The 13,828-nt window shown below is 72.8% G+C and carries 12 protein-coding genes; 1 reads left to right on the forward strand and 11 read right to left on the reverse strand.

Annotated elements, in window-relative coordinates; translation table 11 throughout:
* Positions 1-32: 32 nt before the first annotated feature.
* Together ACFUPX_RS33410 and ACFUPX_RS33415 are read right to left on the reverse strand one after the other, a co-directional pair.
* Entirely contained in the window at positions 33-707 is a 675-nt protein-coding gene (locus tag ACFUPX_RS33410) for a response regulator (protein ID WP_383331339.1), read from the reverse strand.
* A 512-nt stretch (positions 708-1,219) separates the two neighbouring features.
* On the reverse strand, positions 1,220-2,413 hold the full coding sequence (locus ACFUPX_RS33415) for a sensor histidine kinase (protein ID WP_383331341.1): 1,194 nt from the start codon (positions 2,411-2,413) through the stop codon (positions 1,220-1,222).
* A 291-nt stretch (positions 2,414-2,704) separates the two neighbouring features.
* Here ACFUPX_RS33415 and ACFUPX_RS33420 point away from each other — a divergent pair, with 291 nt between their 5' ends.
* Positions 2,705-2,830, forward strand: a complete 126-nt coding sequence (locus tag ACFUPX_RS33420; protein WP_383331344.1) for a hypothetical protein — start codon at positions 2,705-2,707, stop codon at positions 2,828-2,830.
* A gap of 12 nt (positions 2,831-2,842) precedes the next feature.
* On the opposite strand, the gene ACFUPX_RS33425 is transcribed toward ACFUPX_RS33420, so the two are convergent.
* The 9 genes from ACFUPX_RS33425 to ACFUPX_RS33465 all read right to left on the reverse strand — a co-directional run bounded on the left by ACFUPX_RS33425 (position 2,843) and on the right by ACFUPX_RS33465 (position 13,046).
* A complete protein-coding gene (locus ACFUPX_RS33425; protein WP_383331347.1) occupies positions 2,843-3,229 on the reverse strand; it encodes a hypothetical protein in 387 nt (128 codons plus the stop codon).
* 111 nt (positions 3,230-3,340) lie between these two features.
* Positions 3,341-4,129, reverse strand: coding sequence for an endo alpha-1,4 polygalactosaminidase (locus ACFUPX_RS33430; RefSeq protein WP_383331350.1), 789 nt, complete (start codon positions 4,127-4,129; stop codon positions 3,341-3,343).
* The gene (locus ACFUPX_RS33435; protein ID WP_383331353.1) at positions 4,126-4,791 is read right to left on the reverse strand and encodes a spherulation-specific family 4 protein; all 666 of its coding nucleotides are present in this window, start codon (positions 4,789-4,791) and stop codon (positions 4,126-4,128) included. The genes ACFUPX_RS33430 and ACFUPX_RS33435 overlap by 4 nt, the downstream gene beginning before the upstream one ends.
* Positions 4,788-5,759 (reverse strand): NAD-dependent epimerase/dehydratase family protein, encoded by a 972-nt coding sequence (locus ACFUPX_RS33440; protein ID WP_383331356.1) that lies wholly within the window; start codon positions 5,757-5,759, stop codon positions 4,788-4,790. The genes ACFUPX_RS33435 and ACFUPX_RS33440 overlap by 4 nt, the downstream gene beginning before the upstream one ends.
* 7 nt (positions 5,760-5,766) lie before the next feature.
* Positions 5,767-6,480 (reverse strand): NDP-sugar synthase, encoded by a 714-nt coding sequence (locus ACFUPX_RS33445; RefSeq protein ID WP_383331359.1) that lies wholly within the window; start codon positions 6,478-6,480, stop codon positions 5,767-5,769.
* Between the two features lie 78 nt (positions 6,481-6,558).
* Positions 6,559-7,560 carry a GDP-mannose 4,6-dehydratase gene (locus tag ACFUPX_RS33450; RefSeq protein ID WP_383331362.1) on the reverse strand — a complete coding sequence of 334 codons (1,002 nt, stop codon included), beginning with the start codon at positions 7,558-7,560 and terminating at the stop codon, positions 6,559-6,561.
* 90 nt (positions 7,561-7,650) lie between these two features.
* Positions 7,651-9,093, reverse strand: a complete 1,443-nt coding sequence (locus ACFUPX_RS33455; RefSeq protein WP_383331365.1) for a hypothetical protein — start codon at positions 9,091-9,093, stop codon at positions 7,651-7,653.
* Entirely contained in the window at positions 9,090-10,628 is a 1,539-nt protein-coding gene (pelF, locus tag ACFUPX_RS33460) for a GT4 family glycosyltransferase PelF (protein ID WP_383331368.1), read from the reverse strand. The genes ACFUPX_RS33455 and pelF overlap by 4 nt, the downstream gene beginning before the upstream one ends.
* 240 nt (positions 10,629-10,868) lie before the next feature.
* Positions 10,869-13,046 carry a hypothetical protein gene (locus ACFUPX_RS33465; RefSeq protein WP_383331371.1) on the reverse strand — a complete coding sequence of 726 codons (2,178 nt, stop codon included), beginning with the start codon at positions 13,044-13,046 and terminating at the stop codon, positions 10,869-10,871.
* Between the last annotated feature and the right edge of the window lie 782 nt (positions 13,047-13,828).

The raw sequence follows: 13,828 nt of genomic DNA on the forward strand, positions 1-13,828 counted from the left end.
TCCCCGGGGAGTAGCGGCCGACTCCCCTCGGGTCAGCTCTCGCCCGCGCGCACCAGGCCCGTCTCGTACGCGAGCACCACCAACTGCGCCCTGTCGCGCGCCCCGAGCTTCGTCATCGCCCGGCTGACGTGCGTCTTCGCGGTGAGCGGCGACATGAGCAGGCGCGCGCCGATCTCGTCGTTCGCCAGGCCGCGGCCCACGAGCGCGAGCACCTCGCGCTCCCGGTCCGTCAACGGGTCCAGGAGCCGCATCGCCTCGGCCTCGGGCGCCTTGAGCCGGGCGAACTCCTCGATCACCCGGCGGGTGACGCCGGGTGCGAGGAGGCTCTGCCCGGCGGCGACGGTGCGGATCGCGGAACGCAGGTCGTCCGGTTCGATGTCCTTGAGCAGGAAGCCCGCGGCTCCTGAGCGCAGCGCCTCGAAGACGTACTCGTCGGCCTCGAAGGTCGTCAGGACCAGGACGCGTACGGCGTCGAGCGTGCGGTCGGCGACGATGCGGCGGGTGGCTTCGAGGCCGTCGGCACGGGGCATGCGGATGTCCATCAGGACGACGTCGGGGCGGGTGGTGCGGGTCAGCTCCACGGCGGCGAGGCCGTCGGCCGCCTCGCCGACCACCGCCAGGTCGTCGGTGAGGTCGAGCAGGGCGCGGAAGCCCGCGCGGACGACGGTCTGATCGTCGGCGAGGAGCACCCGAATCCGCTCACTCATGCGGCTCTCTCCTTGATCCGGCCACGCACACCACTCCCTCTCCGCCCCGCCAACACAAGCCACTCCTCAACCGAACCACCCGCCCGCCCGCTCACCCAAGCCAGGCGCCCCGAGCCGGCCATGCAGACCGCTTCCTCCCCCACCCCTCCAAGCCAGGCACCCCCGAGCCGACCACCCGGACCACTCCCCTCCCTGCCCCCTCCAAGCCGGATGCCCCACGAAGCAGCCACCCCGCCGCTCCCTTCCCCTACCCGTCCGCCCACCTAAGCCCGGCATCCCCGACAGGGCCATCCCACGCGCTCCCGCCCTCCCCCGGCCACCCTTTCCAGGCCAGGCATCCCACGAACCGGCCACCCCAGGCGCTTCCTTCCTCTTCCCGCCGGCCACCCGAGGTGCTCCCTTCCCGTTCCCGACCGCCCACCCGAGCCAGGCACCCCCGAACCCGCCATCCCAGGCACTCCCCTCCCCTTGGCCGACCGCCCACCCCAAGCCAGACCCCCCGAACCGCCCGCTCAAGCCACTCCCTCCCCCACGGGAATCACCGCACGCACCCGCCACCCACCCCCTGGCTGCGGGCCCGCGTCGAGGCAGCCGTTCATCGCGCTGGCCCGCTCGCGCATGCCGGTCAGGCCGTACCCGTCCTCCGCGGCCGTGGCGGCAGCCTGGCCGTCGTCGGTGATCTCCACCGTCAGCCGGTCGCCCGATACGGCCACCGATACCGCCACGTGCCGGGCGCCCGCATGCTTGAGTACGTTCGTCAGCGCCTCCTGGACGATGCGGTACGCCGCCAACTCCACCACCTGCGGCAGCTCCCGGCCGCCGGTGGCGGTGTGCAGGGATACCCGCAGGCCGGTGCCGCGCACCCCCTCCGCCAGTTCGCCGAGCTGCGCGAGGCGGGGCGCCGGGGCCACGGGAATCTCGCGCCGCCCCTCGCGCAGCACGCCCACCGTCGCCCGCAGCTCGCGCACCGCCTCCTTGCCCGACGTCCGCACCTGCCGCATCGCGGTGCGCGCCACCTCCGGCCTGCTGTCGAGCGCGTCCAGGGCGAGGCCCGCCTGCACGGTCATCGCCGACACCGTGTGGGCCACCACGTCGTGCAGTTCCCGGGCGATGCGGGCCCTCTCCTGGTCGACCTTGCGCCGCGCCTCCCGCTCCCTGTCCGCCTCGGTTCGCTCGGCCCGGTCGGCGTACTCCTTCATCAACTCCCGTCTTCCCCGCACCACTTCGCCCAGCAGCAAGGGCACCAGGGGCCAGAGCATCTCCAGGAGAGGAGCGCCCTGGGGCTGTGCCACGTCCTTGCCCGCGATGACCGACACCACCCCCGAGACAAGGGCGGCGACCACGGCGGCCCGCAGCGTACGGCGCCGGTCGCCCTGCGCGGCCAGGGCGTACAGCGCGACCATCACCGGCAGGTTGAGCAGCTCCCCGATGTGCCCGTAGAGCGCCCAGCCCGCGCAGGCCGCCCCGGTGACGACGGTGACGCCGACCGGCCACCGGCCGCGCACCAGGAGGGCGGCGACGGACATGGCGTACAACAGCCAGGTCAACCGGTCGGCCTGCCGGTGGCCGGAGTCGTTGACCGCCGCGTCCATGCCGGTGAGGAGCGCGACGACCGCGGCCACGGCCAGATCCGTGAGCTGCGGGGAAGGCGGCGGCAAGGCCAACTTGAGGCGCCGCTGCCAGGGGCGGGGGGCGGGGGTCGTCACGGACCTCACGATAGGAGCGGTGCGCGGAGCGTGCGTACGACTGCGGGAGTATCCCCGAGGCGCCTCCGCCCCCCGCGCGCGGCAAGAGCAGCATGACCACGGCCTGCACACGGTCACGCAGGACGAGTTCGGACAGGCGCCGGCAGAGGTTGACGCGCACCGGTGCGTCGAGGTCCACGCGGCCTGCCTCCGCCTGCCGCATCACGGCGAGGGCGGTGACCGGCTTGGACACACCGAACCCCACAGGAAGGGGGTGTCGGGCGTGACCGACCGGCCCCCGCCGTCCTCACCTTGGGTCTGGCGCTACAACTCGGCTCCGACGCCGACACCGACGCCACCGACTCGCGGGCCGCCCTCGGCCTCCTCACCGCCCGCGTCCGGGCCGTCTTCCCCGGCCGCTGCCGCCAGTACGGCTGAGTCCCGGCGGGGTCAGTCGGTGAGTGTGACGCAGGGGAGGCCCACGCTGTCGCCGCCGCGGAAGCCCTCCGCGCAGAGGCGGGTGCCCGCGGGGAAGTGCCGCTGGGGGTAGGCCTGGTCGCGGTAGGTGCGGAACGCGTCGACGTCCTCCACCTTGGTGGTGGCGCTCCAGCCATTGGTGGTCCATACGCGCGCGCTGATCCGGTGCGGCTGGTTGGTGTTGATGACCGACACCTCGACCCTGCCGAGGTAGGTGCCGCTGTCGTAGGTCTCGATGCAGACCGCGTTGTTGCACCATTTGCCGTCGGCCGCCGCCGCCGGTCCGGTGACGATGACACAGCCCAGCGCAGCGGCCACGGCGCCGATCCCCGCGGCGATCTTCCTGGTGATGTCGTGCATGATGAGTGCCCCTCAAGCCTTCGTCATGGCCCGGTCTGACATGCCGGGCCCCGGCGGACCAACGCGAGGGCAAGATCGTCCGTTACGCGGCTTCCCCCGATCGCCGATGCGTCAGCAGGGCCTGCGCCACTCGTCCAGGTTCAGCTTCTTGCTCATCGACGACAGGCCGAGACGGCGCGCCTGGGCGCAGAACTTCTCGTTGGGCACGGCGTATTCGACGTGCAGCACCGCCTTGCCCGCCTTGATGAAGGGGGTCAGCGACGCGCACTCGTCGTACTGGGCGCACTCCTCGTTGACCGCGAAGTCGAAGTCCCGCACGAGCCGAGGGATCTGCGGGAGGTCGTTCTTCAGGGCGACGGACATGCCGCGCTCGTGCGCGAGGCGGGCGACCATGCGGTTGAAGGCCAGTTGGTGGCGTGCGGTCAGGGGGAATCCGGTGCGGTTGAGATAGCTGTCGAGGAGGTCCGGCTCGACCGCGTCGAACCCCTTGTCCCGGCACATCTCGAACCGCTCCGCGAGCAGCGGGCGCAGCACGTCCAGGCGCCGGATGTCGAGCCAGCGCTCCCCCTTCCAGCCGTTGGCGCGTCCCAGGACCGAGGCGGGGTAGTCGTCGCTGTCCGGGCGGAAGGACTCCCAGGCACCGGCGTTGATGTAGCAGATGACGCGGCGCCCGTCGCGGTGCAGGCGGGCCACGTCGGACGCGCGGTTCTCGAACCCGTCGATGTCGTAGACGGGTACGTCCACGCGCGGGTCGACGCGGCCGTCGAGCTGCCACTGCCAGGTGGTGCCGGGCCGGGGCCGCCAGCGCTCCGGGGCGCTGCCCTCCCGCTGTGCCGACGAGCATCCGGCGAGCAGCAGGACGGTGGCGACGAGCAGCGGACCCAGCCGCGCGTGCTTCACGACGCGCCTCCGGACGTGAGCAGGGGCGGCGGCTGCGTCCAGGGGTTGGGCCCCGCGCCGGACACCGCGCAGTGCACTCCCGCGCCCCGCTGCACGGCGGTGCGCCCCGCGAGGAGCGCCAGCGCCGGAGGCACCCCGTAGACGAGGTGGCAGAAGTGCTCGGGGGAATGCCTGGCCGTCCAGCGCGGGGCGTCGAACGAGCGCATGTACGTCGTCCAGTGCCCCTCGAACGTGACGAGCAGGTCGGCGGCGCGGGCGTACCCGGGCGCGGGATGCACGCCCGGGTTGAGGACCACCGTCGCGGCGCCCCTCTCCCGCGCCGCGCGGACCAGACGTCGGCACGCCCGCAGCTCGCGGCGGCCGGACGCGACGCGGTCGAAGAAGCAGCCGTCCACGCCGTACCACTCGCGGTGCCGGTCCAGGTCGTCGGTGACGGCGTCGACCGGCCGCTCCCCGTACGCCGTGTCGACGTACCCGAGCACCCGCACTCCCGCCTCGCGCAGGGTCCGCGACGCGTCGGTGAAGGCCGGGTCGGGGGCCGTCCCCGGGCCGTCGGCGGCGTTCAGGACGATGCCGTACAGCTGGGGCGCGGCCGCCACGAGCGCCTGCCAGGCCGCCGGGTCGGCGGCCGGGTGGACGTACAACAGCACCAGCAGGGTCATCGCGGATCCCCGCCCGCGGACGCGAGGCGCGACGAGCCGTCGTCCGCGCCCGCCGGGCCTCCTGGTCCCTTCCGTGGCGCGCCGTCGGCGGCCCACAGCGCGGTCACGGAGTCCCGCAGGGAGTGCGTCGGCGTCCAGCCCAGCTCCCGTTCCGCTGCGCCGATGTCGGCGCACTGCCAGGGCACGGCCACCGACCGGCCCACTTTGCCCAGCGACTCCTCCACATGCCCGGTGAAGCCCGCGGCGCCGACCAGGCCCTGCACCAGGTCGCGCACCGGCACGGCACTGCCGCTGCCGATGTTGAGCAGCCGCGGCAGCCGCCCCGGCAGGCCGAGCGCGAGCACGACGGCGTGCGCCACATCGCGTACGTCGACGAAGTCCCGGTAGGCGGACAGGTCGCCGACCTGGACGCTGCCGTGCGGGGTCACGCTCATCGCGCGACCGAGCTCGGCGGTGAGCCGGCCGGGCAGGCCGGTCCGGGGGGCCCTGGGGCCCACCGGGTTGGTGACCCGCAGCACGAGCGCGTCGAGTCCGGCGCCGAGCACGGTGAGGGTGCCTGCCAGCTTCGTGGCGCCGTACGGGGCGACCGGCCGCGCCGGGGCTTCCTCCGCCGTCCGTTCGCCGATGCCGGTCGGCCCGTACTCGGCCGCCGAGCCCAGGTGCACCAGGCGCGCGCCGGGCGCCGCCGCGTGCAGGGCCTCGCACAGGGCCGCGGGGCCACGGGAGTTGGCCTCGGCGAGGGTCAGCGCGGTGCCGCCGACCGCGCCCACGCAGTTGACCACGGCGTCGGGCTCGGCCCGGGTCAGCTGTTCGGCCAGCGCGGCGGGTGTCATGGCGGCGAGGTCGACCCTGAGGTCGTCCGCGGGGGCCCGGCCGCCGCGGAGCAGCCGCACGCCCGGCAGGGCGTGCAGCCGCTCGGCGATGTGCCCGCCCAGGTATCCGGTGGAGCCGAGGACGAGAATGCGCACGGTCCCCTCACGCTCCCTTGAGAAGAAGGCCGCGGTGCGTGGTGAACTCCGCGTTGGCGCGGTCGTAGTCGTCCGGGCGTCCGATGTCGAGCCAGTAGCCGTCGAACGCGTAGGCGTGCGGCGGGGTTTCGGTCTTCAGGAGGTCGAGGACCAGCTCGTCGAAGCCGAGCGGCAGGCCCGGCGTGTAGGAGGCGAGCGTGTCGCGCGAGAGTCCGTACACCCCCATGGAGACGCGGTAGTCCACGCTCGGCTTCTCCGTGAAGGCGACGACTCGCTCGGCTTCGGTGGTGAGCACGCCGAAGTCGATGCGCACCTCACGTGCGTACGTCGCGATGGTCAGCGGCGCACCGGAGGTGCTGTGGCTCTTCAGGACGTCCGCGTAGTCGAGGTCGGTGAGGATGTCGCCGTTCATCACGAGGAAGTGCTCGGGCAGCCGGTCCATCATCGTCAGGAGCGGACCCATGGTGCCGAGCGGGCTGTCCTCCGTGGAGTAGCCGACGCGCAGGCCCCAGCGGGCGCCGTTGCCGACATAGGCGCGGATGATGTGGCCGAGGTGGCCGATCGCGATGGTGCAGCTGGTGAAGCCGGCGCTCGCGAGCTGGCGGAGCACGATCTCCAGGATCGCGTGCTGGTCGCCGATGGGGACCAGCGGCTTGGGCAGCGCGGTGGTGTACGGCCGGAGCCTGACGCCCTTGCCTCCGGCAAGAATGACTGCGTGCATGGTTCTCTCCCCTGTGAGTGACCCGAAGTGGTCAAGTGGCCCATTGCGCAGAGTGATTGATGGTTCGTCAGGAACGGATCAGATGTTGTAGATATCCGTCTTGTAGCGCGCCAGGTTGGCCGGGTCGCGGAAGAAGTCGACGGTGCGGGCCAGGCCCTGCTCCAGGTCGTGGTCCGGCGCCCAGCCGGTCGCCGCCCGCAGTCGGCCGGCGTCGGCGACCAGGCGCATCACCTCGGAGGCGGCGGGGCGGATGCGCTGTGCGTCCTCGCGCACGTCGAGGTCGGCTTCCATCACCTTGCCGATGAGCCGCACCAGGTCGCCGACGGAGATCTCGCCGCCGGTGCCCGCGTTGAAGGTGCGGCCCACGACGGCCTCCGCGGGAGCCTTGCCGACGGCGATGAAGGCCTGTGCGGTGTCCGCGACGAAGGTGAAGTCACGGGTAGGACGCAGGTCGCCCAGGGTGATCTCCCGTGAGCCTGAGGCAACTTGGCCGATGACGGTCGGGATGACGGCCCGCATCGACTGGCGGGGGCCGAACGTGTTGAAGGGCCGCAGGGTGACCACGGGCGTCTCGAAGCTCGCGTGGTAGCTGTCGGCGAGCCGGTCGCCGCCCGCCTTCGAAGCGGCGTACGGGGACTGGGTGTTGATGGGATGTTCCTCGGTGATCGGCACGGTCTGCGCGGTGCCGTACGTCTCGCTGGTGGAGGTGTGCACCAGGCGCGGGATCTCCAGGTGGCGCACGGCCTCCAGGACGTTGAGCGTGCCGGTGACGTTCGTGTCCACGTAGCTGTGCGGGGCCTGGTAGGAGTACGGGATCGCGATGAGGGCGGCCAGGTGGTAGACGGTCTCGGCGCCGGTGACCAGGCCGCGGACCGAGCCCGGGTCGCGGACGTCGCCCAGGACTATCTCGACCTCGGCGAGCACCTCGGGCGCCAGGGTCTCCAGCCAGCCGAAGGAGGAGAAGGAGTTGTACTGCGCCATCGCGCGGACCCGGTGGCCCGACGCGACGAGCGCCTCGGTGAGGTGCGAGCCGATGAAGCCTTCGGCTCCGGTGACGGCGACGAGTGGTGCGGGTGCCATGAGTGCTCCTGAAGTGGGGACGGTGACGGAGGTGGTGCCGCGGGCGGGGGCCGGGCCCGGTGGAGGTGGTGAAGGACCGCGCGGGTCGGCTCAGGCGTGCGCCGTCGGCCGGCCCAGGTGGTGGACGGCGACGGCGAGGAGCGCCGAGGCCGCGGCGGTACAGCCGATGAGTTGCGCGGTGGGCGCCGAGACGGCTCCGGTGAGCGGAAGCGCCGTGGCGGTGGCGGCGGCCAGCAGACAGGGCGCGGCGGACGGCCAGGCCGCGCCGAACGCCTGGAGGAGCAGGGCGATCCACAGCACGGCGCCGAGCAGCATGAGCCGGGCCGCGCTCGCGCCGACGAGTAGGGCGCCCAGGGCGAGCGGCAGCAGATAGGCCGCGCCGCACACGGCGAGCGCCCGAGCGGCGCGCAGCCTGAAGCCCCGTGGGGTGGTCGACGCGTGCAGGGCGGCGACGGCGAGACCGCGGTAGCGGTAGAGGAGCCACTCGGCGGGTCCCATGCTGAGCGTCAACACGATGACGGCGTAAGGCTCTTGCTGCCCCGCGACCGCGGTCAGCATCCCGGCCGCGAGACCGAACAGGCCGTACGGAAGCGAGCGCACCAGGCGTGGCGTTGGCCCCGGCACCGGAGCCGCCCGCAGGGCCGAGCGCAGTGCGTACGCCGCGGCGGCCCCCGCGAGCAGGACGGTGAGCAGCGGAAGTCCGGTGCGTAGGAGGGCTGGTGGCTGCCACCACGGCTGGGCCGCCGCGGCCGACACGACCGGCAGGAGCGCCGCCGCGAGGAGCTTCTCGTGGCCGAGCACGAGCAGCAGCCCGGCCGCGGCGAGATAGCAGGACTGCCCGACGGCGAACAGCGCGGCGGCACCGGGGCCCGCGACCAGCAGTCCGGTGACCGACGCGGCCACGGCGCCCAGCGGCGCGCCGGCCAGCAGGGTGCGCCCGGCCTCGTGCCGCCCGGCCGCGAGCCTGCTGTACGCCCGGTGGCTCAGCGCCTGGGACCACGCCCAGGACACCAGAGCGGCGGCGATCAGCCCGTGCAGCCCGGAGGCCGAACCCCACGCGCCCTGCGCCAGTACATAGGCCGTACCGGGGAGCGCGAAGAGCAGCCCGCGCAGGGCGCATCGGAGGTGGTCGGGCCGCCAGGGGTCGGGCGGCACAGGCGGCTTCGGATGGCTGCGCGGCACCCGCCGGAAGACGGCGTCGGCCAGCGAGAACAGATCGGGGTGCCCATAGGTCTCCTGGATCCGGTCGCCGGTCAGGCCCTGCGACTCCAGGAGGGCGGCGACTTCGTAGGGGTGCACGGCGGCGCCCGCGTCGTCGGCGAGCTCGGCGGCGAGGCGGTCGACGGGATCGTCGGCGCGGGCGGGGCGCAGGGCGACGCCGGGGCGTGTGCGGGGCGGACGCGCCAGGCGCAGGGCGAGAGTGTCGTCCGCGGCGCTGTGATGCTCGGCAGCGCTGTGGTGCTCGGCAGCGCTGTGGTGCTCCGGCCTGCGGAGGTCGCCGCCGCGCGGTCTGAGAGGGAGCGGTCCGCTCATCCCGCCACCCCGCCCGAGACGTAGCGGCTCGGCAACTCATCCTGAGGTGTTACCTGTTGAGCGACCGTGGCCAACTCCTCGTAGATCGCGCGGAAGGCGTCCACCGTCTGCCGCAGCGTGAACTGTTCGATCACGCGAAGGCGGGCCGCCTCGCCCATCGCGGCACGCCGCCCGGGATCGCGGAGCAGTTCGACGACCGCGCGCGCCATGGCCTCCGGTGCGCGCGGCGGCACCACGAGGCCGGTGGGGCCCACGGCCTCCCGCACGCCGCCGACATCGGTGGAGACCGTGGCACGTCCGCAGGACATCGCCTCGATCAGGGTGAAGGGGAAGCCCTCGCTGATGCTGGACAGCATCACCACGTTGCCCGCCGAGTAGGCGTCCTTGATGTGCTCGACGCGGCCCTCGAAGACCACCGCGTCGCCGTGCCCGAGCTCGGCGGCCAGCGCCTCGCAGCGCTCGCGGTAGGCCTCGCCGCCACGCGGGGTGCCGCCGAAGAGGCGCAGCCTGGCGTCCGGTATCTCCTGCCTGACCAGGGCGAAGCAACGGATCAGGGTTTCCAGGTCCTTGATCGGGTCGACCCGGCCCGCCCAGCTGAGGGTGGGGGTTCGCGGCTCGGGTCCCGCGGGCGGGAAGGCCTCGGGGTCCACGCCGTTGTAGACGGTGCGGATGAGATCCGGATCCGCGCCGCCGCGCTCCTCCCAGAGGCGGTTGTAGCGGTTGCCCGGGGTGATCAGGGCGGCCTGGCGGTACGTCTCCTCGGCGAGCAGCCGGAAGAATCCGAGCAGCAGGGCCTTCACGGGCCAGTTGTACGGGCCCGTGCGATAGCCCAGGTAGCGCTCACGCAGGTACACGCCATGCTCGGTCAACAGCAGCGGAACGCCGTGGAGTTGGCGGCCCACCAGGCCGGGCAGGGCCGCGATGCCGCCGCTGACCGCGTGCGCGACGCCGTGCTCGGGCGGCCTGGCGGCGAGCGGCCGCAGCGCGTGTTCGAGCAGGCTGGTGGCGGTGACCGCGTCGTGCAGCGTCGGCCGCGCCTCGGCGCTCGCCCGCCCGGGGACGTTCCAGACGGAGGTCAGGACGTGCACCGCGCGGTCGGTGCGCAGCGCGGGGACCAGGGCGCCGTCACGGGCGTGCCGGGCGAGCTCGTGGAGCGCCGGGGCGAAGCCGTCCTCGGCGGCCGGGTCGAGCAGTGCGGTGAGGAACTGCTCGTAGGAGGACAGGAGTTGGCGTCGGCGTCGGCCGCGCGGGGCGTGCCCCGCGGGGGTCGGCCCCCACATGGGCAGGCAGACGGGCTCGTCGACGTGCGGCGGGAGCTCCCAGGCGAGGCTCTCGCTGCCGGTACCGGTGACGGCGAGGACACCGAAGTCGACGTCGGGCATACCGCGGACGAGTTGGTCGCACCAGACGCTGACGCCACCGTGGCTGTGCGGATAGGTGCCTTCGGTCAGCAGGGTGACGCGGGTCCTTGCGGGGCGGGGCGACGGCAGGGAGAAGGGTGCCGCTATCGGCACCGGCGAGGGCGAGTCGGGCATGGTGGGGCTCCGCGGGTGAGATACGAACGCGAGGGAGCCGACGGCGGCGCCCGCCCCGGTGGGCCGGGGTGCGGCGAGTTCCGTGAACGGCGGGGTGCGGGACGTACGGGCGCGGGGGGACGGTGGGGAGGAATGCGGCGGCGGGTCAGCAGGGCCGCGGCGGCGGGAGCACGCCGCGTGAGGTGTGGGCCCGGTGGCCGGCCGGGAGGGGCCGGCCCGCCACCGGGTGCGACCGGAGGGTCAGCGCTTGGCGGGCAGCGCTCGTGGCGTGTGGCCGTCGGTGCCGGGCTTCACGTATGTGGCGGCGCCTGCGGGGACGGGCAGGTTCTTGGCCGCCTTCGGGACGTCCGGCCGCTCGGCCGCCACCTTGCCGGCCGTGAGGGCGGAGGGCAGGTTGAGCGTGACCCGGCTCTGGAGCAGCGCCGGGGACACCCAGCCGGAGGTTCTCCCCGCGTACGCGGACCCGAACGGGCGTGTCCCCAAGAGGAGTTGCTGAGCCGTTCCGCTCGGCATGGTGGCTCGGGCGGTCACGCCGGACGGGGCCTGGACCGTCACCTTGTTGCCGATCCGGTAGGCGGTGACCTTGCCCGCCTTGACGGCCGTGTCCCAGGCCGCGCGGGAGCGCAGCTCGCCGCCGATGTCGGCCATCCGCAGGTTGACCACGGGGGCGTTGTCCGCGAACAGCGCGCCGTACGCGTCGAGGACGGAGCCGAGCACGGGGTACGCGATGCGGTCCTCGGCGAGGTTCGACTGGTGGATGAAGTGCGGTCGCGGGTCGTTCGCCAGGACGTGCCCCATCGCTATCGTCGACTCCACCGGCACGATGTGGTCCTGGTAGCCGGTGGTGGGGTCGAGGGGACTCTCCAGGCAGGTGGCGACGGAGGAGTTCTCGCAGACACCGCTGCCGCCGTCCGCCTTGCGGGTGTAGATCCAGTTGTACTCGTCGACCTGCTCGCTCGCCCGGCCCGCGTTGTAGAAGACGTTCATCGGGAAGCGCGGCACGGTCAGCGCGGAGCCCACCGGCCGCTGCCCCCGGTCACGGGAGTTGTCCGAGCCGAGCCAGGTGACGCCGTTGTCCCGCAGGGCCGTGCTCAGGTTCGGGTTGTCGGCGGGCTGCTGCGGGAGCACCTTGAGCCCCGAGTGCTCGCCGGTGACCAACTCGGCGTTTTCCAGGGGCAGTCCGGCGCGCTGGCCCCAGTTTCGGTTGTCGGAGATCTGCTGGGAGATGTCGGCACGGGAGGTGTAGCGGGTGCTGCCGTCCGGGTTCTTGGCGCACGTCCACGGCACGCTGCTGACGTCCTGGACGCAGCCGAGGAAGGGGTGGTTGTACGTGTGGTTGATCCAGCGGTGCTGGCCTCGGTCGGCGATGAGCCGGTCCGCGAGGGGGTCGGCGCCGCCGTTCTCCTCGCGGAAGAGCTCGCTGCCGCCGCCGTTGTAGGCCATGTCGAGCGGGAACTTACGGCCCTTGGACCACTGGGCCGCGTAGGCCGCGTCGTCCGGCGTCATCCGGATCGGGTCGGGCGTGCCCTGCCCCGGCGGGCAGTCCACGTCGCCCGGCGTGCAGTTGAGCTCGCTGTCCCAGCGGTCGTCGGCGCCGAAGACGTCGTCGATGTGCACGGCGAAGTAGTTGCGTGAGGAGCCGAGCTGGACGCCCTGGGTCATCCAGTCGACGATGCCGCGGGCGAGGAGCCGGAACTGCTGCTGGTGCTGGTTGTAGACGAAGGTCACCACCAGCTCGCGCCGTCCGTCGTGGCGGTACTCGCCCACGAGTGAGCCACGGCCGGCCGCACCGGGTGCGCCGGGTGCGCCGGGGATCGGCGCGTCCACATAGCTCGTGAAGTCGGCGCCCGGCGCGGGCTTCGCCAGGAAGCCGTAACTCTCGTTGGTGGAGGGCGCGTTGTCCTCGAAGGGGACTTGTCCCGCGAGGTACCCGAAGGGTCCGCTCTTGCCCGACGCGGTCACCTCGGCCCGCACCCCGTCGAGTGATCCGCTGAACTCCGGTGTCTGCAGGCCCGCTTCGGGCCTGGCGTAGGTGTAGGCGTCCACCTGAGGGATGGCGTAGGTCTGCTCGTAGGAGGCCAGGGCGGCCATTTCGGCGGAACCGGCGCCGAACGGATTGTCGTTGGGCAGCACGACGGCCTGGAACTTGGCGCGCGCCCTGCCGTCCACGGTGTCCGCGAGGAACGCGGCGTTGATCACCGGGCGTCCGCTCTGGCGCAGGTCGACGGTCGTGTACGGCGTTCCCTGGCCGTCGAGTTCGGCGGTGAGCGCGGCGGTGGCCGGGCCCCCGTCGGTCACCACCAGGACGCGTAGGTCGATGCGTGGCAGCTCGGCCGCCGAGGCCGGAGCAGCGGGCATCGAGAGCGCGAGAAGCAGAGCGCCGGCCCCGAGAGCCGCCGCTCGCGCGGTGTGATTCATGCGGTGTGTGGTTCCCCTCCACGGTCGGGCCGAAGGGGTGTCTCCACCCCCCGGCCCACCCCCCAACCGACACGCTCACACGTCGCCGTGTGTGTCCGTGTCGCTCTGACGCGTCACATAGTGCGTGTCACCTGGGGGGTCTGTGCGGATTCTGTGAAACCTGGCGGAAAAATGCTGGCGAAGCCTTAGCGGTGCGAAATGAGGGACATGGGACGAGGGATGTGCCCTGCGCACTGGGCACTCCGGGGCGTCGTGGCCGCTCAGAGGGGTCGTCGACTCCCGGGTCACCGGTGAGTGCTCGATACACGCGCCACTCTTCGGCTCGTGTATCGAACACCGGAATCACGGCCGCGCCGAACCGCCGCGAATCAGCCAAGCGCAGGAGACGCGCGCTGCGGCACCTCCCCCTGGAAAGCGCGTTCTGACCTGCATGGCAAGCGCGTTCCATGAACATCGGGGGGCGCATTTCAGGGCGCGATGGGGGGGGCGTGCAGGGGGGCGCTCTTGCTTTTCCGCCCCCCTCTGTCGGCGCGGGCCGCCGTATCGGCTCAAGCATCCGGGCAAAGATCGGGGCGAGAGACCAATCCATCGCGCGCCCAGCGACGAATCACCTGTGTCCGAACGGGGTTGTGAGGGATCCCGGACGCACAGAGGTGGCGACGGGTAGGTGTGATCCCGGCGGAACGTCGAGGCGTGAGCCTCCTCCGCCCGGACGCCGCCGTCGCCACCTCGGCGAAGCCATGGCTGTGACCATCGCACGATTCACTCGTTTGAACGTGGTC

Source organism: Streptomyces sp. NPDC057302, from assembly GCF_042667685.1.
Classification (GTDB): domain Bacteria; phylum Actinomycetota; class Actinomycetes; order Streptomycetales; family Streptomycetaceae; genus Streptomyces.

What these genes read in the sequence shown, in the direction of transcription:
- ACFUPX_RS33445 (WP_383331359.1), bottom strand. Translation starts at nt 6,480, where the DNA reads ATGCACGCAGTCATTCTTGCCGGAGGCAAGGGCGTCAGGCTCCGGCCG.
- pelF (WP_383331368.1), bottom strand. Translation starts at nt 10,628, where the DNA reads ATGCCCGACTCGCCCTCGCCGGTGCCGATAGCGGCACCCTTCTCCCTG.
- ACFUPX_RS33455 (WP_383331365.1), bottom strand. Translation starts at nt 9,093, where the DNA reads ATGAGCGGACCGCTCCCTCTCAGACCGCGCGGCGGCGACCTCCGCAGG.
- ACFUPX_RS33465 (WP_383331371.1), bottom strand. Translation starts at nt 13,046, where the DNA reads ATGAATCACACCGCGCGAGCGGCGGCTCTCGGGGCCGGCGCTCTGCTT.
- ACFUPX_RS33425 (WP_383331347.1), bottom strand. Translation starts at nt 3,229, where the DNA reads ATGCACGACATCACCAGGAAGATCGCCGCGGGGATCGGCGCCGTGGCC.
- ACFUPX_RS33450 (WP_383331362.1), bottom strand. Translation starts at nt 7,560, where the DNA reads ATGGCACCCGCACCACTCGTCGCCGTCACCGGAGCCGAAGGCTTCATC.
- ACFUPX_RS33435 (WP_383331353.1), bottom strand. Translation starts at nt 4,791, where the DNA reads ATGACCCTGCTGGTGCTGTTGTACGTCCACCCGGCCGCCGACCCGGCG.
- ACFUPX_RS33410 (WP_383331339.1), bottom strand. Translation starts at nt 707, where the DNA reads ATGAGTGAGCGGATTCGGGTGCTCCTCGCCGACGATCAGACCGTCGTC.